The sequence below is a fragment of the Roseateles sp. AC306 genome (assembly GCF_979253795.1).
In genome coordinates this window covers 43495-65756 of sequence record NZ_CEEDEB010000001.1, presented here as the reverse complement: position 1 = coordinate 65756, position 22262 = coordinate 43495, and the positions used below count along the sequence as shown (strand labels likewise).

General features: G+C 65.7%; 13 protein-coding genes. 7 read left to right on the top strand and 6 right to left on the bottom strand.

Translation table 11 applies throughout. The features are described 5' to 3' along the window. Positions 1 to 133: 133 nt before the first annotated feature. Positions 134 to 3175 (bottom strand): TonB-dependent receptor, encoded by a 3042-nt coding sequence (locus tag AC0IZJ_RS00210; RefSeq protein WP_471845439.1) that lies wholly within the window; start codon positions 3173 to 3175, stop codon positions 134 to 136. Positions 3176 to 3810: 635 nt separating this feature from the next. On the opposite strand from AC0IZJ_RS00210, the gene AC0IZJ_RS00205 reads away from it, so the two are divergent. Both AC0IZJ_RS00205 and galA read left to right on the top strand, forming a co-directional pair. Then, positions 3811 to 4590, top strand: a complete 780-nt coding sequence (locus AC0IZJ_RS00205; protein ID WP_471845437.1) for a PEP-CTERM sorting domain-containing protein — start codon at positions 3811 to 3813, stop codon at positions 4588 to 4590. Between the two features lie 159 nt (positions 4591 to 4749). Further along, positions 4750 to 7584 carry a beta-galactosidase GalA gene (gene galA, locus AC0IZJ_RS00200; RefSeq protein ID WP_471845435.1) on the top strand — a complete coding sequence of 945 codons (2835 nt, stop codon included), beginning with the start codon at positions 4750 to 4752 and terminating at the stop codon, positions 7582 to 7584. Between the two features lie 194 nt (positions 7585 to 7778). Here the strand turns inward: galA and AC0IZJ_RS00195 are convergent, their stop codons facing one another. Next, positions 7779 to 8528, bottom strand: coding sequence for a hypothetical protein (locus AC0IZJ_RS00195; RefSeq protein ID WP_471845433.1), 750 nt, complete (start codon positions 8526 to 8528; stop codon positions 7779 to 7781). Positions 8529 to 8733: 205 nt separating this feature from the next. After that, positions 8734 to 9840 (bottom strand): LacI family DNA-binding transcriptional regulator, encoded by a 1107-nt coding sequence (locus tag AC0IZJ_RS00190; protein WP_471845431.1) that lies wholly within the window; start codon positions 9838 to 9840, stop codon positions 8734 to 8736. A 267-nt stretch (positions 9841 to 10107) separates the two neighbouring features. Here AC0IZJ_RS00190 and AC0IZJ_RS00185 point away from each other — a divergent pair, with 267 nt between their 5' ends. From AC0IZJ_RS00185 to AC0IZJ_RS00170, 4 genes are all read left to right on the top strand, one after another. After that, positions 10108 to 11706, top strand: coding sequence for a glycoside hydrolase family 43 protein (locus AC0IZJ_RS00185; protein WP_471845429.1), 1599 nt, complete (start codon positions 10108 to 10110; stop codon positions 11704 to 11706). Positions 11707 to 11830: 124 nt separating this feature from the next. Then, entirely contained in the window at positions 11831 to 13447 is a 1617-nt protein-coding gene (locus AC0IZJ_RS00180; protein WP_471845427.1) for a glycoside hydrolase family 43 protein, read from the top strand. Between the two features lie 62 nt (positions 13448 to 13509). Further along, positions 13510 to 15126: a glycoside hydrolase family 43 protein gene (locus AC0IZJ_RS00175; RefSeq protein WP_471845425.1), complete on the top strand. Its 1617-nt coding sequence runs from the start codon at positions 13510 to 13512 to the stop codon at positions 15124 to 15126. 59 nt (positions 15127 to 15185) lie between these two features. Further along, a complete protein-coding gene (locus AC0IZJ_RS00170; RefSeq protein ID WP_471845423.1) occupies positions 15186 to 16721 on the top strand; it encodes an alpha-N-arabinofuranosidase in 1536 nt (511 codons plus the stop codon). Between the two features lie 58 nt (positions 16722 to 16779). Here AC0IZJ_RS00170 and AC0IZJ_RS00165 read toward each other — a convergent pair whose 3' ends face one another. The 3 genes from AC0IZJ_RS00165 to yicI are packed head-to-tail and all read right to left on the bottom strand — an operon-like array spanning position 16780 to position 20836. Then, positions 16780 to 17196, bottom strand: a complete 417-nt coding sequence (locus tag AC0IZJ_RS00165; RefSeq protein ID WP_471845421.1) for an ester cyclase — start codon at positions 17194 to 17196, stop codon at positions 16780 to 16782. 11 nt (positions 17197 to 17207) lie between these two features. After that, complete coding sequence (locus tag AC0IZJ_RS00160) at positions 17208 to 18566, bottom strand: hypothetical protein (protein ID WP_471845419.1); 1359 nt, start codon at positions 18564 to 18566, stop codon at positions 17208 to 17210. Continuing rightward, a complete protein-coding gene (yicI, locus tag AC0IZJ_RS00155; protein WP_471845417.1) occupies positions 18563 to 20836 on the bottom strand; it encodes an alpha-xylosidase in 2274 nt (757 codons plus the stop codon). The genes AC0IZJ_RS00160 and yicI overlap by 4 nt, the downstream gene beginning before the upstream one ends. Before the next feature lie 86 nt (positions 20837 to 20922). Between yicI and AC0IZJ_RS00150 the strand changes: the two genes are divergently transcribed. Further along, positions 20923 to 22254, top strand: a complete 1332-nt coding sequence (locus AC0IZJ_RS00150; protein ID WP_471845415.1) for an ROK family protein — start codon at positions 20923 to 20925, stop codon at positions 22252 to 22254. Positions 22255 to 22262 lie beyond the last annotated feature (8 nt).

Here is a 22262-nt window from a genome sequence, read left to right as displayed (position 1 = left end):
TGTCTCCGGAAATGTCGTTCGCAGATGGAGGTGTCTGCCGGCCCCCGAAGCCCTTCGGGCGGGAGCCGGCAGACAAGGGTTCAAGGCAACGCTGAACAAGTCCCTCGGGACTTATTCAACGTCGCCCTGACGCTCAGAAGCGATAGCGAGCACCGATCAGGTAACGGCGGCCCGTTTGAATGGCGGAGATGTGCTGGGTCTTGGTACGGCCGTAGTTGCGGATGTAGCCGTCGTTCAAGTTCAGCAAGTCGGCCTGCAGGGTGAGGTTCTTGCCAATCTTGTAGCCAATGGAGGCGTCTACCTGACCATAGGCATCCGTGTACCGCGGGTTGTTGCCGTTGTCGTTGGTCGCCGCAAGGAACGCATCGCGCCAGTTGTAGGCAGCGCGAATCGACCACACATCGTTCTCGAAGAAACCCACGAGGTTGGCGGAATCGCTGACACCCTCCAGCGGGGCCTGCTGATCGGTGGTCGCGGCGCCGTTGATGTACTTCAGGCCACTCCTGACGAAGGTGTAGTTGCCTGAGACGCCAAAGCCACTGCTGCCGAACATGTGCTGGAAGTTGAACTCCAGACCCTTGATCGTGTCACCGCCGGCATTGGACGGGGTCGTGATGTTGAACACCAGCGGCTGGGCGCCGGGGACGGTGCCCAGGATGTCGCCCTTCAGGAAAGTCGGGTCGCTCGCGTCGGTGACCGTGACACCTGGCTGGCCGTTGTAGTTCTGGAAGATGTAGTTACGCAGCAGCTTGGGACTGTCGGCGGGTATGCCGGCGGCGCGCGCGGCGTTGAAATACGTGCCGCTGGCGGGCTGGTTCAGGCCCGCGAACGTCTGTTGAACCGTCTTCTTGGTGAAGAAGTCGGTCACCTTCTTGTAGAAGGCGCCCGCTGCCACATACGACGACTTGGCGTAGTAGTACTCGGCAGACAGGTCGAGGTTCTTGGACTTCAGCGGCTTCAGGGCCGGGTCGCCCGTCGAACCGGCACCGTTGATGTTGTAGCGACCCGAGTTCGGGTTCAAGGCGATGCCGCCCAGCATGTCGCCGAAGTTCGGGCGACCGATGTTGACACCGTAGCTGGCACGCACCTTGATGTCGGATGTCAGGTCAGCATCCCAGTCAATGCTTGGCAGCCAATAGCTGTACTTGCCCGTCTTGGTACCAAAGGTGCTCGTGGGGCCCGTCAGAGAGACTTCGTTCTCCGCATACCAGGATGAGCCGGTGTAGGAAGTGACCTGCGAAGACGACGTGATCTTGGTTTGCTCGTAGCGCAGACCCACCGACACGTTCATCGGGATCGATGTGTCGAACGAATGGTCCCACTGACCATAGGCCGCGGTGGACTTTTCGGTGGTGCGCCAATCGTTGCCGTTGGTGAAGTCCTTGTAAGGCGAGAAGTAGGCTTCGGCCTCGGCCGCGCTCAGCGGAGCACCGGCCCCGAGGGACGTCGGGCGATACACCTGCGCGTTCTTGATGGCCTGCGTACGCAGCTCCTCGAAGCTGGGCACAAAGAACGTCTGGAACTGGCGCGGGTCGCCGCTGCCCGGGATCCGGTTGAAGAAACTCGGCAGGCTGTACTGCCCCACGGTCATGTTCTTGAACGTGCCTTGAGGACCGATGCCGCCCCAGTCGCCGTGGAAGTTGTTGGCGCCGGCCGAACGGTTCTTCAGCTTGGTGAAGCCCAGGCCCAAGAGCAGCTTGTCGTCCGCGCTCAGCCGGTAGGTGCCGCTCAACTGTGCCTGGTCGACATCCTGGTCGGAAATGTTGTTCTCGAACTGGGAACCGGTGACGGTCGTCTTGTTCGAGTCGTACGCCAGTCCCTTCGACTCCATGACCGGGAACTTCTGGTCGTAGTACATCGTCGTGTTGCCCTGGTTGAACAGCGCCAGGTCAATGACGTTGCCGGAGCCGTAGGGGCTGTCCGGGCGCGTGCGGGACTTCGACGAGTGGGCGTCGAGGTCAATGCTCAACTGTTCGCTGAGCTTCCAGGCCGCGTTGAACCCGGTGGAGTTCAGCTTGGTTTTGTTGGCAAACAGGGCCGCATACATCGCGAAGTCGTGCGTGCCGTCCCAGGTGGCCGTCTGGATGACCGGATCGGAGACGTCACCCGCCCTGACAAACGTCGTGGGGGGGCTGCCGTTCAAGTTGCCAGAGAACGACGGGCCGAACCAGGAGGAGTTCTCGATGGCTCGGTTCTTGGTGGCGTTGATGGCCAGCGTGTGATCCAGCGTGAACTTCAGATCCTTCGACGGGGCGAACTGCAGGACCGCCTGGCCGTTGATGCGTTCCCGCTCCAGGCCGCTCGTGCGGTAACGCACGTCATTGGTGTGGGAGATAAAGCCGCTGGTGGGGAAGTTGACCAGGTTGGAGGCTGGGGCACCCGAATACGCAGTTCCGGTGGTACCCGTGGTGATGCGCCGGGTTTCCCAGCCGTTGCCGGTGAACGCGTTGTTGGAGCCCGAGCTGCGCTTGGAGTAGCTGCCGCTGATGGCGATGCCGATCGTGCGGTTGCCGAAGCTGTCGCTGTAGAGACCGGAGATTTCAGGCGTGACCTTGTCGCCCGCGATTTCATCCGGCAGGCGGGAGACTGATTGGTCGTAGTTGGCCTTGACGCCGATGCTGGCGATGCGCTCTCGCACATCCAGCGGGCGGGCTGTCTTGACGTTGATGGTGGCGCCGATGCCGCCCGTTGGCGACGAGGCGCGGGCGGTCTTGTAAACCTCGAGTGCGGAGATCGCGTCGGACGACAGGTTGGCGAAGTCGAAGGCGCGCCCGGCGCCGTCGGAGGTCGGCATTTGCCGGCCGTTCAGCAGCACCATGTTGAAGCCGGGGCCGACGCCGCGAACGGTGATCCGCGAGCCTTCGCCGCTCATGTTGCGGTCGATGGACACGCCAGCGATACGCTGCATCGACTCGGCGAGGTTGGTGTCGGGGAACTTGCCGATGTCTTCGGCCACGATGCCGTCGACGAGGCCGGTGGCCTGGCGCTTCAGGTTTCTCGACGATTCAAGGGAACTGCGAATACCCGTCACGACCACGGTGTCCAGCGTCTGCGTTGTGTCCTGCGCGCGCGCTGCCGTTGTGGCGAACAGCGCTGCGGTCAGGTGGCAGGCAATGGCGATCGGCGTAGGGCGGCGTCCGTTCTTGCTTGATCCTCGGTATTTGTCAGCGTGCATTTTTGTCTCCTGGCTAACTGCGGGTTTGGCGGCCTTTTGATAGTTGCGATGCTTTTGGTCATCACGGCCATCAAAAATGATTGCGCTCTCTTTTTGTTGCAGCGTGCAACCATCGAGGCGAATCTAACGGACGCCTGCCAGCACGATCATGGGGAAAGCCCGTGAACTCCCCCAATTGTTGGTACCGCTACCTTAGTAAATACCCTGCCGCTTTTGCGCGCTGAAACATTAGCATTTCTATGTTTATCAGCACCGTTATCGCTATCACGTTGGTAGCGCAATCATGCGTATCAATGATTGATCGACCTCGGTGCTAGGCGGCTTGTGGGCCAGGGTTTCGGAGCGCTCCTCAATGCGAACGCGCGTTCAAAAGATTTGCGGGCCCCGACAGACAAATGCTGCCGGCCTCGGCTTGCAGCCAGCCGCCCGACCAAAAGCGCCGAATCAAACCGCGTTCGCCAAACAAGCCCAAGCAGGCAGCGCCATTCGGCCCGCACCCCCTCACGCCGGGGGAGATAGGTGTTTGTACTGGTATTACCACTCTACGAATTTATAGAAACTGGTAATACCAACCGGCACCGCACCGAGGTGTGCAAGCCCGCGCCGTCATCGCTGTCCCATAAAACGGAGCACCCATGCTCAATCGATACAAGACCTTCCTCGCCGCTGCACTGATCGCTGCGTCCCAACTCGCTGCGGCCGACGTCGCAGAAGTGAAGATTTCGAATCTGACGTTCTCAGCGTCGGGTGGTGATTGGTGGGCCGTATTGCCAGGGCTGGATCCGAAGGGCGAATGGCCGACTTGGGTGTCGCCGGCTTCCGCTGCAATGACCGGCCTCGAGGCGCCCACGGTCAACGACGCCATGCTGGGCTGGCAGGGTCAAACGCTGAGTTCGCTCGTTACGAACGGGCTGTCTCAGGCCCAAGCATCGGTGGTGGGCCAGACCGTTGACAACCTCAACGGCGTGACCGCTTCGGCCAAGGTGGACGTGACCAGCGGACAGGCCGGCTGGGCCTTCGCAAAGGTTTTCGACGGCCAGATCTTGGCCGGCAAGGGCACGACGGTCACAGTCAGCTTCACGCTCGACAACCTGCAGGCAAGCGGCAGCCAAGCACAGGCCAACGCTTATATCGAACTCTGCGGCACGGACTTCACCACGGACACCTGTGAGCCTGCAGGCTACGCCGAGGCTTTTGTGGACGCCACTTTGCCCGGCTACACCGGTCCGTCCGTCCTGACAGCGAGTTGGACCAACCTTTCCGCCACCGACGCCATGTGGGCAAAGATGCGCATCGGTCTGACCGCCTCTGCAAACTCCGTGTCTGCCGTCCCGGAACCGGCCACCATGGCTCTCTGGCTGCTCGGGCTGGCCGGCGTGGGCATCGCCGCACAGCGTCGCCACCGCAACGATTAACGGGCTCGTCTCTGGGTCTGCCAGGCGCACCTTGCCCTGGTTTAGTCGCGCGGTCTTCAAAAGGGGTCGCGCGACCTATTTTTTCCTCGATTGAGCCCCGCTCGGACAGCCCAGCCGGGGCTCTGCCGCTTGAGCCCCTGATCCAAAGAGAGCCGTGTCATGTCCCGCGCGCCCCGCATCCCGTATTGGCTGATCGCCACACTCCTCGCCCTGCTCGCACTCTCGACCGGCCCTGCAAAGGCCGCTGGCCGCGAGCGCCTCTCACTTGACAGCGGGTGGCTCTTCCATCGCGGTGACGTGCCGATGCCCGTGGTGAAGGGCCACGGCATGAGTTATCACAACGGCAAGGCCAACGGCGCCTGGGGTGCGGCCGCCGCCGATTTCGACGATTCCAGCTGGCGGCGCATAGACCTGCCGCATGACTGGGCGGTCGAGAACCCGTTCGACCGCAACGAGAACGCGTCGCAGGGCTACCGCCAGCGCGGCTTCGGCTGGTACCGGCGCTATCTGCCGCTGTCCGAAGCGGACCGCGGCCGACACATCGAGCTGCAGTTCGACGCCATCGCCACGCACAGCACGGTCTGGGTGAACGGCATCGTCGTCGACCGCAACTGGTCGGGCTACAACGGCCGCAGCATCGACATCACGCCCTATGTCCGCTACGGTCCTGACGCCAACACCATCGCCGTGCGCGTGGATGCCCAGGCGCAGGAAGGCTGGTGGTACGAGGGCGCCGGCATCTACCGCCACACCTGGCTGGTCAAGCGCGACGCGCTGCACATCGCCACCGACGGCGTCCATGCCAACCCGGTCAAGCAAAACGGTCGCTGGACCATTCCCGTCGAAGTGACGCTGCAGAGCAGCGCCAAGTCCGAGCGAAGCGGGGTCGTCGATGTGGTCGTCATCGATCCGTCCGGCCGCGAAGTTGCCAAGGGTAGCGCCCGCACGCGCGTCGCCGGGCATGAGTCGGCCGTCGCCCGCATGAAGCTCGATGTGCGGGAGCCCAGACTGTGGTCGCTGGCGCAGCCGCACCTCTACCGCGTGCGTGCGACGCTGCGCGACGGCGCGAAGGAACTCGACCGCACCGAGGTGCAGACGGGCTTTCGCACCATCCGCTTCGATGCCGATCGCGGCTTCTTCCTGAACGAGCAGTCCGTCAAGCTGCAGGGCGTCTGCGTCCACCAGGACCATGCCGGCGTCGGCGTCGCCGTGCCGGAGGCGATCTGGGAATTCCGCCTGCGCCGCTTGAAGGAGATGGGCACCAACGCCATCCGCTTCTCGCACAACGCGCCCGCAGCCGAGGTACTGGACATCGCCGACCGGCTCGGCCTGCTCGTCATGGACGAGAACCGCAACTTCAACCCCTCGCCCGACTACCTGAAGCAGCTGACCTGGATGGTGAAGCGCGACCGCAATCACCCGAGCGTGATCCTGTGGTCCATCTTCAACGAGGAGCCGCTGCAGAGCACCGAGCCGGGGTACGAGATGGCGACCCGCATGGTCGCCGAGATCAGGAAACTCGACCCGACGCGGCCCGTCACCGGCGCCATGCACGGCGGCCTGTTCACCGACCTGAACGCCGCGGATGCGCTCGACGTGGTCGGGGTGAACTACCAGATCGGCGCCTACGACTCGTATCACAAGAAGCACCCCAAGCGGCCGATGACGAGCACCGAGGACACCGCCGCCTACATGACCCGCGGCGAGTTCACGAGCGACCGCGTCGGCCAGGTGTTCGGCAGCTTCGACGACGAACCCTCCTCCTGGGGCAACACGCACCGCCAGGCCTGGCGCGCCATCGGCGAGCGGCCCTTCATCGCCGGCAGCTTCATCTGGACCGGCATCGACTACCGCGGCGAACCCACGCCCTACGAGTGGCCCAGCGTCGGCTCCTTCTTCGGCGCGATGGACCTGGCCGGTTTCGCCAAGACGGCGTTCTGGATCCACCAGGCGCAGTGGGTGAAGGACCGCGCGGTCGTCAAGCTGGTGCCGCACTGGAACTGGGCCGGCCGTGAAGGCCAGGCCGTGCGCGTGATGGTGGCCAGCAACGCGCCGCGCGTGCGGCTGCTGCTGAACGGCGCCGTCGTCGGCGAGCAGGACGTCGACCCGTATGAAATGGCGCACTTCAACGTCGCCTATGCACCGGGCCGCCTCGAGGCCGTGGCGCTCAACGACGGCAAGGAGATCGCGCGCGACGTGGTCGAGACCAGCGGCGCGCCTGCTCGTCTCGTGCTGACACCGGACCGCCCTGCTCTGGCCGGTGACGGGCTGGACGCGGTGCCCGTGACGGTCAGCGCCGTCGACGCCCAGGGCCGCCCGGTGCCGACGGCGAACACGCGTGTGCGTTTCGAGCTCGATGGCCAGGCCAACCTCATCGGCGTCGGCAACGGCGACCCGAACTCGCATGAGCCCGACAAGGCCAGCGAGCGCAGCCTGTTCAACGGCCTGGCCCAGCTCATCGTGCAGGGCCGGCGCGACGGCCGCGGCGAGTTGAAGCTGCGCGCCTTGGCGGAGGGCCTGCAACCTGCGGAAGTCGTGTTGCAACTGCAACCCGCCGCCGCACTGCCGGGCGTGCCGACGGCCGAGCCGACGACGCCGCTGCTGAGCTGGCGCGTCTCGCCGGCCTATGCCACCCGACCCGATGCCAACGTCGTGCTGGCCGAGACCGACATGAATTCCTGGGGCTGGGACGAGCCGCCCATCCGCCGCGGCGCGGAGGCGCAGGCCTTCCGCCTGTACCGCAGCAGTGTGCCGGTGCGTGCCGACCGCAACGACGGCCGTGCGCAGCTTGTCTTCGGCAGCATCGCCGGCAAGGCCGAGGTGTGGGTGGATGGCGTGAAGATCGGCGACAAGGCCGGTGCTGAGCCGGCGGCCTTTGCCGTCACGCTGCCGCAGGGCGGGCCGCGTCGCCAGGTGACCGTGCTGGTGGAAGCCACGGCCGGCCAGCCCTCCGGCCTGTGGGGCCGCGTCGTCCTCGAGCCCGGTGCTCGCTGATGCCGCGCGATGGGCCAGCACACGGTTGAGCGCCATTGAGACGTCCCGGGCGAACTCCTCGGCGCACGTCGTCCGGCTTTGGCGTTTGCTGTGGCCGGCTCAGCTCTTCAACGGCGAGATGCCCTCGCGTCGCGCCTGACGGGGGCGCAGCAAGCCAGCGCTGCTGGGTTGGCGACCAGGCGCGGGCTCAGCAATTACGGAGCCGGCGACAAACCCACTTCGATGCGGCGACCCGTGGCGTTGATCGCGCGGCGAATCAAGCCAAGCTCTGCCGCGTGGCCGGGCTGCGAGGCCATGCAGTCAACCGTGACAGCATCGACGCCACATGCGGCCAGTTGGGCGAACCAGGCACGGTACCAATCGAAGGCGCCCGGGTGGTCAACGTCGACATCGCACATGTCGCTGGTCCAGGCAGAGGCCGGGGCTGGCTTGGCCACCTCGTCGCAACGCCATTGGCTGCCGGCGATAGGCAGACCCCGTGCGACCGCTTCGCGGGGAATGCCGCATGTCAGTTGCACACCAAAACGCAAGCCGAGGCGGTGAACCTGGGCGGCGAGCGGAGCAAAGCCGCATCCCTCCATCGCACTGGGGAACCGGTCCGCCGCGGGCTGCGGCCGGCCGTGGGCATCCAGTTGCACCGAGGCAAACGGCTGGTATGCAGACGCCGTCGCATCCGCCGCATACCACCGGGGCCCGACCATGGCGATGTCGTAGCCAGACGGCATGAGGCGCTCGGCCAGGATGCTCGCATTCCCCAGGTAACCGGCCTCGGTCATCGGGGCGCCGAGGCCGTCCCGGCTGCTCCAGCCCATGGGCGGCGTGAGCCCGCATGCGTCGTCGACGTCGCCGTTCCTGGCTGTAAATCCATTGCTCGCGACGGTCAGGACCGCATCGCGACGATGGTGAGCGTCTCCCAGGTAAGGCCTGTGGGCGATCACAGGCAATGGGTCAGCCGGCGCAAAGATGGTGTTCGACCTGGATGGGCACATGGGCGATCTGCAGTCTCAAGCGAGCGATTCGCCGGCGAATCTCAAAAATGATTCGGCGCCGAATCAGGCAGTAAAAATAATTGCGGTTGGACCGCGCAGCCATCGTAATTCGACGAGAAATCGAACGGCCTAGGGAAAAAACCTAGCCGTTCCCCGCGTGTCAGGGGATGGTGAGCGGCGCGCTTCGAGGCCCCGGCAAGGTCCGCCGGTGAACGAGTTCGACGGGCATGACGATGTCGCGAGGGCCTTGGTAGACCTCCCCGCGGCGCTGTGCCTCGATCAATTGCATCAGGACCTCAACCGCGCGGCGACCCATTTCGAGCAGCGGCTGGCGCACCGTCGTCATGCGCAAGGTGCGGGCCATCAGCGTGTTGTCGAAGCCGGCAATCGAGATGTCCTGCGGAACGCTCAACCCGCAGTCCTGCAGCGCATCGATGCAGCCGAAGGCGATGTCGTCGCTGCCGCAGCAGACGGCCTCGGGCAACGGCTGACCGCGGTGGCGCTGTAGCCATTCCTGCATGGTCCGCCTGCCGCCTTCGGCAGTGAACCAGGTGCGGACCACATGGTCGGAAGCGACTTCCACCCCGGCTTCGGCATGGGCGCGCATGAAGCCGTCGACCCGGCGGTCCGCTCCCTTGACGTTCACCGGTCCGCCCACGCAAAGGATCCGGCGATATCCAAGCTCGAGCATGTGGCGCGCGATGGCATAGCCGCCTGCTTCGTCATCCGCCTCGACGTTCACCTCGGCCCGCAACAGCCTGCCGGCGTGGATCGTGACCATGGGCGTGTGCGGCGGTATCCAGGTGGTGGTGTCGTCCTCCAGATAAGGCGCCAGCACGACGAGCCCATCGACGCGGCCGTCACACAAGGCGGGGATGCGCTTGGGCGCCTCTTCCCAGCCGCCGAGCGGAAATATGGATGTCGTCTGGTGAGCCTCCGTCGCCCCCCGCACGACGCCGTTGAACACCTCCAGGAAGTAGAGGTTGGGCTCCTCGTTGGCGATGTTGGCGACGAAGCCGATGGCGTTGGTTCGCTGATACGTCAACGCACGCGCGGTCGCGTTAGGCCGGTAGCGCAGGCGCTCCGCCGCCGCGAGGACACGCTCCCGTGTCTCGGCCGACACCCGCGTCGAACCCTTGGCACCGTTGAGGGCACAGGACGCCGCCACGTCAGAAACCCCCGCTTCTCGCGCAACATCGGCGAGCGTGGGCAGTTTGTGACGACGGCTCGTCTGCGGCTTGGAAGGTTTGGGGATTGAAGCGGACACAGTCCGGCGGCGCGAGGGGGCGGGGCGCCGCACTCTAGCACCGCAGGCAGAGGGCTTTGTCCGGCAGGGACGCCGTGGGTAGGTGTTTACACTGGTTAGACCAATCGTTCAAAGTTGCGAAGCTGGTTATACCAATTATTGACGGGTAGTGGGATTCCGTGGCCGGCTGAGTCCTTCTTGATGGCACGACGAGCCAATGCGTGAGTTGGCCGAGCAGCGAGACAAGCGCAAACCCGCGAGACAACAAATGAAAGTTCACACCTGACCATGCGCCTTCGCAGCATCCTGCCCCGCATCGCCCTCGGCTGCGCCGCCCTCGCCTGCGGGACTGCGCCGGCCGCCGAACCGGCGCCCGGCGCCAACCCCGTGCTGCGCGACCGCTTCACCGCGGACCCCGCCCCGCTGGTCGTCGGCGACACGGTCTACCTCTACGTCGGCCGTGATGAGGCCAAGGGCAACGACTTCTTCCTGATGAAGGAGTGGCTGGCTTATTCGTCCAAGGACCTGCGCCACTGGACGGCCCACGGCGCCTTCATGAAACCCACCGATTTCAAATGGGCCACGGGCGACGCCTGGGCCGCGCAGGTCGTGCAGCGCAACGGCCGCTTCTACTTCTACGCGACGGTGCAGCACAACGACACCCACCCCGGCAAGGCCATCGGCGTGGCGGTGGCGGATAACCCGCTGGGCCCGTTCAAGGATGCCCGCGGCTCGGCGCTGATCACCGATGCCACGACGCCGGCCCCCTACGGCTGGAACGACATCGATCCCACCGTCTTCATCGACGACGACGGCACCGCCTGGCTGGCCTGGGGCAACCCAGTGCTCTACCTGGCCAAGCTCAAAGCCAACATGACCGAACTGGATGGCCCCATCGAGAAGATCGCCCTGCCCAACTACACCGAGGGGCCGTGGCTGTCCAAGCGCAAGGGGCTGTACTACATGACCTACGCCTCCATGGCGCACCAGAATGTCTGGGAGCACCTGTCCTATGCCACTGCGCCCAGCCCGCGCGGGCCTTGGACCTACCAGGGCGTGCTGACCGGTCCGACGAAGAACAGCTTCACCATCCACGCCGGCATCGTTGACGACTTCAAGGGCCAGTCCTACCTGGTCTATCACAACGGCGCGCTGACGCTGCCGGACGGGGAGACCGGTGCCGGCGCCCGGCGCTCCGTCACGATGGAATACCTCTACTACGACGCTGATGGCCGCATGTGGCCCGTGGCGCAGACGGACGCCGGCATCAGCGCGCCGGCCCGGCCACCCGCCGGCAAGGTGCCCGCGCTGCCGGACCCGGGCCGCTCCGACTCGCGCGTGGCCGTCCAGCAGTTCGCCCAGGGCTATCCCGAAGCCTGGCCGGGCAGCCCGGCGCTGGCCTCGGTCACGCGGCCTTTCGAGCAGGCGCCCGAGCCCGTGGGCTTCCACCGCGACGGCGACGGCGGCGGCGCCAGCCGGCTGGTGCAAACCTTCGTGCCACGCGCCGACATCCCGCTGGGCCGGCTCAGCCTGTACGCCGGCGACGGCCACGGCACGGACGCCACGCACACCTTGAGGCTGTCGCTGCGTGACGTCGAGGCCGGCACCGAACTGCTCGGCGCCGGCGAGGGCCTGGTCATCGCCTACCGGCCGCAAGGGGCCGGGCTGCTGAGCTTCGACTTCTGCGCCCATCCGCCGGTTGTGCTGAAGTCCGGTCGCCGCTATGCGCTGGCGTTGCAGGGCAAGAAGGACGCGCTGACGATCAATCTGCGCGCCAGTCGCAGCGACGTTTATGCCGACGGCGAAGCAACCCTCGACGACCGGCCGCTGAAGGACCGGGAGAGCGGCCGCCCGGCGGACTTCGCGTTCGCGCTGTACGCGCGATAGAAACGCTCACCCGTCCCTGACGCGGGCTCGTGCGGTGCCCCTTGACTGCATCACCGACTCGTCGTGATGCCCCCTCCCCCCGCAAGACGCCAATGAAATCAAACGCTGACCGCCGAGCCAAATGATGAGCCGCCCAACCTCTTCCCTTGTGATGGTCCTCGCCATGGCCCTGGGCTGCGCCGCGTCCGAGCCCCTCCAGGCGGCAGGGGTCGCAGCACCGGCGGACCACGCCCACAACCCCCTGATCTGGGCCGACGTCCCCGACATCGCCGTCATCCGGGTCGGCAAGACCTACTACATGAGCAGCACGACGATGCACATGAGCCCGGGCCTGCCGATCATGAAGTCGACCGACCTGGTGAACTGGCGCATGGCCTCCTACGCCTATGAAACCCTTGCCGACAACGACGCCTTGCGCCTCGACAACGGCAAGAACGCCTACGGTGCCGGCTCCTGGGCCAGCAGCCTGCGTTACCACGGCGGCGTGTTCTATGCGTCCACGTTTTCTGCCACCAGCGGGCGCACACACATCTACACCACGCGCGATCCCGAGCGCGGTCCTTGGAAGGAGACCAGTTTCGAGCCTGTGCTGCATGACCACAGCCTGTTCTTCGATGACGACGGCCGCGTCTACATGGTGTCGGGTGGCGGTCGTATCACGCTCACCGAGCTGAAGTCCGATCTGTCCGGCGTCAAGCCGGGCGGGGTGAACAAGGTCCTCATCGAGAACGTCAACACCGTCTTCGGCACCGACCTGGGCGGGCTCAATGGCGAGGGTTCGCAGCTTCTCAAGGTCAACGGCCGCTACTACCTCTTCAACATCGCCTCGCCGGGCAGTCGCTGGGCGCGCACGGTCATCGTCAGCCGCGCCGACAGCATCGCCGGCCCCCATGAGAGTCGGATCGCTCTCGATGACCGTGGCATTGCCCAGGGCGGGCTCATCGACACGCCCGAAGGCAAGTGGTACGCCTATCTCTTCAAGGACAACGGCGCCGTCGGCCGCATTCCCTATCTCGTGCCCGTGACCTGGAAAGACGGCTGGCCCGTGCTCGGCGAGAACGGCAAGGTGGCGATGGCGCTGGACATTCCCGCCGGCGCGCAGGGCGTCTCGGGCGTCTCGGGGGTTATCGCTTCCGACGAATTCGACCGCCGGCCAGGCGACCCCGCACTGCCGCTGGCCTGGCAGTGGAATCACAACCCCGAGCCTCGTGACTGGTCGCTCACCAAGCGGCCGGGCTACCTGAGCCTCAACACCAGCCGGGTCGTGCCCACGCTGCTCGAGGCCCGGAACATGCTCACCCAGCGCACCTTCGGCCCCAGCAGCTCAGCCACAACCCGCATCGACGTGAGCGGCATGAAGGACGGTGACTGGGCCGGCCTCAGCGCCTTCCAGAAGCACTACGGGTTTGTCGGGGTCAGGATGACCGACGGCGCCAAGTCCCTCGTCATGGTGAGCGCCGACGGCGACCGTCCTGAGGAGATCGCCTCCTTGCCACTCACTGGCAACGCCGTTCACCTCAAGGTCGACTGCGAGTTCGAGTCTGCGCCTGAAGTCGCCCGCTTCTCCTACAGCCTGGACGGCAAGACCTGGACCCCCATCGGTCGCGCCTCGCGCATGGCCTACACCCTCCCGCACTTCATGGGCTACCGCTACGGCCTCTTCTATTACTCGACCAAGACTGCCGGCGGCCGTGTGGACTTCGACTACTACCGGATCGAGCCTGGCGGCGGCTCGCGCTGAGCTTCGCCCGCTTTGGCCTCGAGAACGGGCACCGTTCTCCAATTGACGTTTCATATCCAGCCATGCGCCTTTTCAGACTCCTGGGCCTCGCCGCCTTTTACTCGACCGCGCTCATCGGCGCATCCGCGCTCGCCACAGAATCACCGCCCGGCGCCAGCGCTCTTGCGCACAACCCCGTCATCTGGGCCGACGTCCCCGACATCGCCATCATCCGTGTCGGCAGGACCTACTACATGAGCAGCACGACGATGCACATGAGCCCAGGCCTGCCGATCATGAAGTCGACGGACCTCGTGAACTGGCGCATGGCCTCGTACGCCTATGAAACCCTGGCCGACAACGACGCCCTCCGCCTCGACAACGGCAAGCACGCCTACGGTGAAGGCTCCTGGGCGAGCAGCCTGCGCCATCACAACGGCGTGTTCCACGCCTCGACGTTCTCGGCCAACACGGGCCGCACCCACGTCTACACCACGCGTGATCCGGAGCGCGGTCCGTGGAAAGAGACCAGCTTTGAGCCCTCGCTCGGTGACCACAGCTTGTTCTTCGATGACGACGGTCGCGTCTACATGGTTTTCGGGGGCGGTCGCATCACGCTCATCGAGATGAAGTCCGATCTCTCCGGCATCAAGCCGGGCGGCGTGAACAAGGTCATCGTCGACAACGTCAACGGCCTCTTCGGCACCGACCAGGGCGGGCTGAAGGGCGAGGGCTCGCAGCTTTTCAAGGCCAACGGTCGCTACTACCTCTTCAACATCGCCTCGCCCGGCAGCCGTTGGGCGCGCACCGTCACCATCCACCGCGCCGACGCCATCGACGGGCCCTACGAGGGTCGCATCGCCCTTGATGACCGCGGCATTGCCCAGGGCGGCCTCATCGACACGCCCGAGGGCAAGTGGTACGCGTATCTGTTCAAGGACAACGACGCCGTCGGCCGCATCCCCTACCTCGTGCCGGTGACCTGGACGGACGGCTGGCCCGTGCTCGGTGAAGGCGGCAAGGCGCCCATGACGCTGGACATCCCCGCTGGCGCGCAGGGCGCTTCCGGTGCAGCAGGCATCGTCGCCTCCGACGAGTTCGACCGCCGGCCCGGCGACGCCGCCCTGCCACTGGCATGGCAATGGAATCACAACCCCGAGCCTCGCGACTGGTCGCTCACCAAGCGCCCGGGCCACCTGAGCCTCACCACCAGCCGGGTCGTTCCCACGCTGCTCGAAGCGCGCAACACGCTCACCCAGCGCACCTTTGGCCCGAGCAGTTCAGCCACCACCCGCATCGACGTGAGCGGCATGAAGGACGGCGACTGGGCCGGCCTGTCCGCCTTCCAGCGGCAGTACGGTTTCGTGGGCGTCAGGATGACCAACGGCGTCCGTTCTCTGGTCATGGTGAGCGCCGAAACGGACAAGCCCGAAGAGCTCGCCTCCATTCCCCTCACCGGCAAGACCGTTCACCTCAAGGTCGACTGCGAGTTCGATCCAGCGCCCGAGCTCGCCCGCTTTTCCTACAGCCTGGACGGCAAGACCTGGACCCCCATCGGTCGCCCGTCTCGCCTGAAGTACACCTTCCCCCACTTCATGGGGTATCGCTTCGGCCTTTTCTATTACTCGACCAAGACGGCCGGCGGCCGCGTCGACTTTGACTACTACCGGGTCGGGCATGGCACGCAAGACCGTCGCTGACAAGGCGCGACCGCATTCCGCCTTCCTCCACTCGCGCGCCACTTGAATAGACAACCCCTGTGAACACCATCAAACACGGCCTCGCCGTACTCGGCTTGATCGCGGCCCCGGCCTTTGCGGCCAATCAGGTCGGCATCAACATCGACGCCGGCAAGCCCGGCCCGGTCATCAGCAGATACGTCTACGGCCAGTTCGCCGAACACCTCGGCACCGGCGTCTACGAAGGCATGTGGGTCGGCAGCAAGTCGAGCATTCCCAACACCCGGGGCTGGCGCAATGACGTCGTCGGCGCGCTCAAGGCCTTGCATGTGCCGCTGGTGCGCTGGCCGGGCGGCTGCTTCGCCGACACCTACCACTGGCGCGACGGCATCGGCCCGCAGGACAAGCGCCCGAGCAACGTCCATGGCAGCCATGTTGAAGAGATCAACGCCGTCGGCACGCACGAATTCTTCGACCTCATCGACATGATCGGCGCCGACGCCTATGTCAATGGCAACGTCGGGTCGGGCAGCGTGCAGGAGATGGCCGAATGGGTCCAGTACATGACGGCGGAAGGCGGCTCGCCGCTGGCGAGGCTGCGCGCCCAGAACGGGCGCGAGAAGCCGTTCAAGGTCGCGTTCTTCGGTATCGGCAATGAGCTGTGGGGCTGCGGCGGCAACATGAAGCCCGAGCACTACGCGAACCTGTACAGCAACTACGAGCACTTCCTGTGGGCACCCGAAAAGTCGCGGCCGAAGATGATCGCCAGCGGCGGCAGTGGCTTCGACACCGCCTGGACCCAGGTGCTGAGCAAGGAGCTGAAGGGCCGCACGAGCGGCATCACTGTCCACCAGTACACCGTCCCGACCGGCAAATGGGAGGTCAAAGGCAAGGACCTGGGATTCAAGGAAGACGAGTGGATCTCGACCCTGGCCAACACCATGAAGATGGACCAGCTGATCAAGGATCACGCGGCCGTGCTGGACAAGCACGACCCCGAGAAGAAGATCGGCTTGATGATCGACGAGTGGGGCACCTGGTATGACGAAGCGGGCGCCCGAAGCGCGCTGTTCCAGCAGAACTCGCTGCGCGACGCGCTGGTGGCGGCGCTCAACTTCCACATCTTCCATGAGCACGCGGAGCGGGTCCCCATGACGACCATCGCCCAGATGGTCAACGTCCTGCAGGCAATGATCCTGACGGACAAGGAAAAGATGGTGTTGACCCCGACCTACTACGCCTTCCAGATGTATGTGCCGTTCCAGGATGCCAAGACGCTGCCGCTGACGATCAATGGCAACACGAGCTACACGCTCGGGGCAACGAGCATTCCGGGCGTGAGCGCTTCGGCGGCACGTGCCAAGGACGGCAAGGTCTATCTGTCGCTGGTCAACACCGATCCGAGCAAGGCGGTCGATGTCGCCGTCAGCGTCGCGGGCACGAAGGTCATCGGTGCGGCCGGCAAGGTGCTGACCTCGGCCGCAATGGACGCGCACAACACCTTCCAGAATCCTCAGGTCGTCAGGCCCACTGCGTTCAGCGCGCGTGCCGCGGGCGGCAAGCTGGCGATCAAGGTGCCCGCCAAGGCGGTGCTGGTGGTCGCGTTGGAGGAATGAAAGCTGGCGCGCAAGCGCCGCGACGCGCCGGCTTGCCAGACCGTCGGTGCAGACGGCCTCAGGAAGCCGGCAATGCGCCGATCTGCTGCATCAGTCCGAGCAGGTCCGGTTGGCCTACTTCAGAGACGATCTTGCCGGTCGAGAGCCGATAGATGTTCAGCGCCTGCACGGCAATCGTCTTGCCGGTGGGAGGCACGCCGAAGAAGTCTCCGCGGTGCGTTCCGCGCATCGTGAATCGTGCCGCGATGACATCACCTTCGATGACGGTTTCCTCAAGCGTCCACTGAACGTCGGGGAATCCGCCGCGCATCATCCCGATGATCTCCAGGTAGCCTTGCGGACCGTGCACGGGCTCGGCGCGCCCCGGAACATGAAACACCGCGGCTGGAGAAACCAGCTCTGAGGCGAGCTGCGGGTCCGCCGTGTTGATGAACGTCACGAAGCGAGCCATGAACTGTCGGTTTGTTTTTTGCATCGGATCACCTTTCACTGTCTCTCACTCAGGGGCAACACCCACTCGATGCCAATGCGGCGCGTAGCCGTTCCGTCGCGCAGCTGCGCCGGCTCTGGCGCAGCGGTGGGGGTGGCGGCGGCACGCGCCAGACTCACGGCGTCGAGCTCTTGCTCCAGGGCCAGGGCCGGCACACCGCGCACGCCGGCCGCCGTGATCTCGCGGCGCTGCACGAAGCTGCGCACGATCCTGCCAGCGGCATCGATGTCCTGCTCCACGACGACCGTGCCCGCAAGCTCGGCGCGGCGCGCGAACAGCGGAAAGCCGTTCGCATCAGTTGCGCCCGGCCCGCTGCGTGGCACATCGGGCAGCAGATAGGCCTGTGATCGCACGACCAGCGCGCTGCGCCACGCCTGCATCGCACCCAGCGCCGTCATGCGTCGGCTGCGCACCTGTTCCTGGCTCCACCAGCGCAGCAACTCGCAGCGTGAAGCAGGCGCCTGCCCGGCATAGGTCCAGCCCGCCGCCTGCAGTGCGTTTCGCACCTCGGGGGCGATGCCCGCCGCGTTGCCCTGCAGTTTGGGCAGCGTGACGGCCAGCTCGTCTTCGAGCGCACGGTCCGGCGAGGGCGGCACCTGCCGCGGCAGCTGACCCCATCGCGCCAGGCGCGCCGCCTCGCCCTGCCAGGCGGCGTCGCGCTGCTCTGCCGGCAGCGCTTCGATCAGCAGCGCCACCTGGGCCGCAGGCGGTGACTGGTTCAGCCCCTTGCAAATGCCGGGCGTCTTGAGCGCTTCGGCCCAGATCGTGTCGCTCGGATGAGGCGTTATGTCGGCCTGCCAGAGCGCCACTTCGTTCAGCACGCGATTGCTCAATCGCTGGGCGGCCACCTCGGCGCGCAGCTCACCCTTGCCCTGTGCGGTTTCCTCGTTGAGCCATGCCGCCCAGCCGGCCTGGGCGCGTTCACGTTGTTGGCGCAGCACCGACTCGGCGACGCTGCGGTGCTCCGGCGAAAGCTTCAGGTCGGCGGGCAGCTGGAACATGCTCGCCAGCAGGTCCAGCGGCTGGCGCAACAGTCCCGCATCGCGCTCAAGGCGCTCACGCAGCCTGGCCCGCTGTTCGACCATCTGCCGCCGAGCAGCTTCATCACGCTGCTGGTCGATCAGCTCCTGCGCCATCTGCTTGTTCCTGGCCGCCGCAGCCGCCTTGTCCGGGTTCTGTCCCTCGGCCGTCACGCCACCGACGCGACCAGGCTCCATGCCGGGAAATGTGCCGACCTGAGCCAGCACCGCCGCCGGTGCATGCAGGAGTGCCGCCAGCGCCAGCAGGTTCAGAGAGACCCGCGGGCCGGAACCCGTTCCGACTTGTCCACAACGACGAACGCGCAATGCTTTCATGAACGCTCCCAGTTCAAGGTTTCGCCTTCGGCCTGCACCGGGCTGCGCCGGCCGCCCACATCCAGCGCCCAGTCGCGCAGTGCGCCCTCTGTCACCTGGGCGGTGTACTGCCCACCGCCGCGGCTGACCGTGCCGCGTGCCGCGACGTTGCCGTTCAGGCCCACGACCGTGAAGGCCGCGCTCTTGCCGTCGGCCAGCTCGAACACGCGCAGCACGGTGCCGCTGGCGTAGTCGTAGTCCGGCTTCTCGGTCTCGGCGCCCCAGGGGATGACGCTGTTCGGCGCGGCGTACAGCGGCATGCTGAGGAAGTCGTGCGTCTCCTTGTGCCAGCGACCACCCTGCTTCTTCTCGCCGCTGAGCAGGTGGGTCCACGTCCCTTCGGGAAGATAGAAGTCCACCTCGCCGCTCTCCGTGAACACGGGCGCCACGAGCAGGCTCTCGCCGAGCTGGTACTGCCGGTCCAGCGGCGCGCAGGCCGGGTCGCTCGGATGCTCCAGCAGCATCGCGCGCATCAGCGGCACGCCGGTCTCGGTCGCCTCGTGAGCCTTGGCGTAGAGATAAGGCATGAGCTGATGCTTGAGCCGCGTGAAGGCGCGCAGCACGTCGCAGCTCTCTTCGTCCACGAGCCAGGGCACGCGGTAGAAGCTGCTGCCGTGCAGGCGGCTGTGCGAGGACATCAGGCCGAACTGGATCCAGCGCTTGTAGACGGCGGGCGGCGGGTTGCCCTCGAAGCCGCCGATGTCGTGGCTCCAGAAGGCGAAGCCGCAACTCGTCAGCGACAGGCCGCCCCGGAGGCTCTCGGCCATCGATTCGAAGGTGCTCCAGCAGTCGCCGCCCCAGTGCACGGGGAAGCGCTGGCCGCTGGCATACGTCGAGCGCGCGAAGACGATGGCGTCCTTGCCCTGCACTTCTTCCAGCAGCTCGAAGACGGCCTGGTTGTAGTGCAGCGCGTAGAGGTTGTGCATCTCGACGGGGTCGGAGCCGTCGAAGTAGGTGACACCCTCGCTCGGGATGCGCTCGCCGAAGTCGGTCTTGAAGCAGTCCGCACCTTGCGCCAGCAGGCGACGCAGGTGGCTCTGGTACCAGGTCTTGGCGGCGGGGTTCGTGAAGTCGACGATGGCCATGCCGGGTTGCCACTGGTCGGTCTGGAACGTCGTGCCGTTGGTGCGCTTGATGAAGTAGCCGTTCTTGGCGCCTTCAGCGAACAGCGGCGACTTCTGCGCGACGTACGGGTTGATCCACAAGCTGATCTTCAGGCCCTTGTCGTGCAGCCGCTTGAGCATGGCCTCGGGCTCGGGGAAGCCGCGCGGGTCCCAGGCAAAGTCGCACCACTGGAACTCGCGCATCCAGAAGCAGTCGAAGTGGAAGACGGCCAGCGGCAGGTCGCGGCGCTTCATCTCGTCGATGAAGTGGGTGGCGGTGGCCTCGTCGTATTGCGTGGTGAACGAGGTCGTCAGCCACAGGCCGAAGCTCCAGGCCGGCGGCAGCGGGGCGCGGCCTGTCAGCGCTGTCAGCCGGGTCAGGACAGCCTTGGGGTCGGGGCCGGCGATGACGCAGTAGTCCAGACTCTCGCCTTCGCGGCTGAACTGCACGCGGGCGACCTTCTCGGAGCCGACTTCGAAGGACACCGGGCCGGCCTCGTTGACGAGCACGCCGTAGCCGCGGTTGGTCAGGTAGAAGGGGACGCTCTTGTAGACCTGCTCGCAGGCGGTGCCGCCGTCCTTGTTGGTGTTCTCGACGATCTGGCCGTTCTTGACCCAAGGCGTGAAGCGCTCGCCCAGGCCGTAGACGTTCTCGCCGACGGCCAGGTTGAGTTGGTCGTGGACGAAATTGCCCTTGCCTGCGTACTGGATGTAGCCGAGGCCTCGCCAGTCGCTCTTGGTCAGGATGCGCTCGCCTTCGCGGAAGGTGAGGCTCCAGCCGTCGCCCTTCTTGACGTCGACCGAGATGGGGCCGGAGGTGAGCGTGGCCTTGGTTTCGCCGTCGACGATCTGCACGGGGCATTTGCCGGCGCCGACCATCGGGATGTGCAGGCGCGGCGCGCTGGACGCGGTGTAGTGCTCCACGCTGACGCGGATCACGCCGGGCAGCGGTGAGCTGAGTGTCACGGTGAGCGTGGGGCCTTGCAGCGTGTCGCCACGGTGCTTGATGGGGCGCGTCGTGGCGAGCACGACGAGGCGGTCTTCGTGGACTTCTATCGCGTAGGCCTCGGCCGCGTAGTGCGCGGCGACGCCCGGCTGAAGCATCCACTGTCCGTCAGTGAACTTCATGAGTGAGGGTTCCTTGGCTGCTGCTTGGCGACGGAACTCAGCGGCAGGAACAGCCATGCCTGCCGGGAGCCCATCGCACGTGACCGATGTTTTTCTTTACTTCGACCGTCGATCAAATTAACATTGGTAAGACCAGATTTAATCACAACAACGGCTGGTCCGACCGGATGACAACACAGAACAAGTCCTCGCGAACCGAGCCGATTGGCAGCCAGCAGTTGATGAAGACCGTCAACCGCATGGCGTTGGTGCGACAGATCTGTGCCACCCCGGGAATATCGCGAGCGGACCTGGCCGACGCCGTCGGCGTCACACGATCCACGGTCAGCTTGCTGGTTCGCGAACTGATTGCCGAAGGTTGGCTGGTGGAGCGGGACGTCGTCGCGACGGGTGACATGGGCCGCCGCCCAACGCCCTTGTTTGTCGATGACACACGCCTGCTCCTGGTTGGCGCCGAGGTCGGCATCGATTCGCTGCGAGTCGTCGTGACATCGCTGACGGGAGAGGTGCAGGGCTGCGTCATCGCCGCCCATGAGGGAGACCGCTCGGTCAACGCATGCGTCGCCAGCCTGGCCAAGGCCTTGGGAGATCTGCAGGCGCGGTTCGGCATCAATCAGACCGTGCTCGGCGTCGGCGTCGGCCTGCCCGGTGGCGTCAACGAATCGCGCGGGGTCGTCCTTTTCGCGCCCAACCTGGGCTGGCGCGACGTGTCCTTCGCCAAGCTCTTGAGCGACGCACTGCAATCCACATGGCTTGCCGACGTCCCCCTGTTCGTGCAGAACGAGGCCGATACCGCCGCACTGGGCGAACTGGAGTTCAACGCCACACCCGGCTCAGATCCGCTGATCTACGTCTCCATCAACCACGGGCTGGGTGCTGGCGTCATCGTCGGCGAGCGGCTGCTCACCGGAAGCCGGGGCTACGCAGGCGAAGTGGGTCACATGGTCCTGCAGCTCGACGGGCCGCGCTGTTCCTGCGGCCGGCGCGGCTGTGCTGAGGCGCTGATTGCAACGCGGGCCATCCAACGCGGCATCGCCAATACGGCCGTTCCACGGACGATTCCTGTAGTGCGCGAGCACCTGGCCGTCAAGGACGCCCAGACGCTGAGAGCGGTGACCTCCGCCGGACACCATCTGGGGATGCTGCTCCTGAACCTGTCGACGGCCTATGACCCGGGCTGCATCGTTCTTGGCGGCGCGGTCGTTGAACTGGGCGATCCGTTTCTTCAGCCAGCCATGGCGGCACTGGAGGCGCACATCGCCACGGGCGTCTCATCCAGACCGTCGATCCGGACCTCCCGATTCGGCGCGAATGCGGTCGCCATTGGCGCGGCTGCAATGGTTCGCTACCGCCTGACACGCCCCGCCCTGCCATCGACCACTGGCGGCAGGGCCGCCGCGAACGTCCGGGCGATTTGAATCTCTAT

Coding starts and splice junctions, on each gene's coding strand:
- AC0IZJ_RS00210 (WP_471845439.1), bottom strand. CDS start 3,175: ATGCACGCTGACAAATACCGAGGATCAAGCAAGAACGGACGCCGCCCT.
- AC0IZJ_RS00185 (WP_471845429.1), top strand. CDS start 10,108: ATGCGCCTTCGCAGCATCCTGCCCCGCATCGCCCTCGGCTGCGCCGCC.
- AC0IZJ_RS00165 (WP_471845421.1), bottom strand. CDS start 17,196: ATGCAAAAAACAAACCGACAGTTCATGGCTCGCTTCGTGACGTTCATC.
- AC0IZJ_RS00180 (WP_471845427.1), top strand. CDS start 11,831: ATGAGCCGCCCAACCTCTTCCCTTGTGATGGTCCTCGCCATGGCCCTG.
- AC0IZJ_RS00150 (WP_471845415.1), top strand. CDS start 20,923: ATGTTTTTCTTTACTTCGACCGTCGATCAAATTAACATTGGTAAGACC.
- AC0IZJ_RS00160 (WP_471845419.1), bottom strand. CDS start 18,566: ATGAAAGCATTGCGCGTTCGTCGTTGTGGACAAGTCGGAACGGGTTCC.
- AC0IZJ_RS00205 (WP_471845437.1), top strand. CDS start 3,811: ATGCTCAATCGATACAAGACCTTCCTCGCCGCTGCACTGATCGCTGCG.
- galA (WP_471845435.1), top strand. CDS start 4,750: ATGTCCCGCGCGCCCCGCATCCCGTATTGGCTGATCGCCACACTCCTC.
- yicI (WP_471845417.1), bottom strand. CDS start 20,836: ATGAAGTTCACTGACGGACAGTGGATGCTTCAGCCGGGCGTCGCCGCG.
- AC0IZJ_RS00175 (WP_471845425.1), top strand. CDS start 13,510: ATGCGCCTTTTCAGACTCCTGGGCCTCGCCGCCTTTTACTCGACCGCG.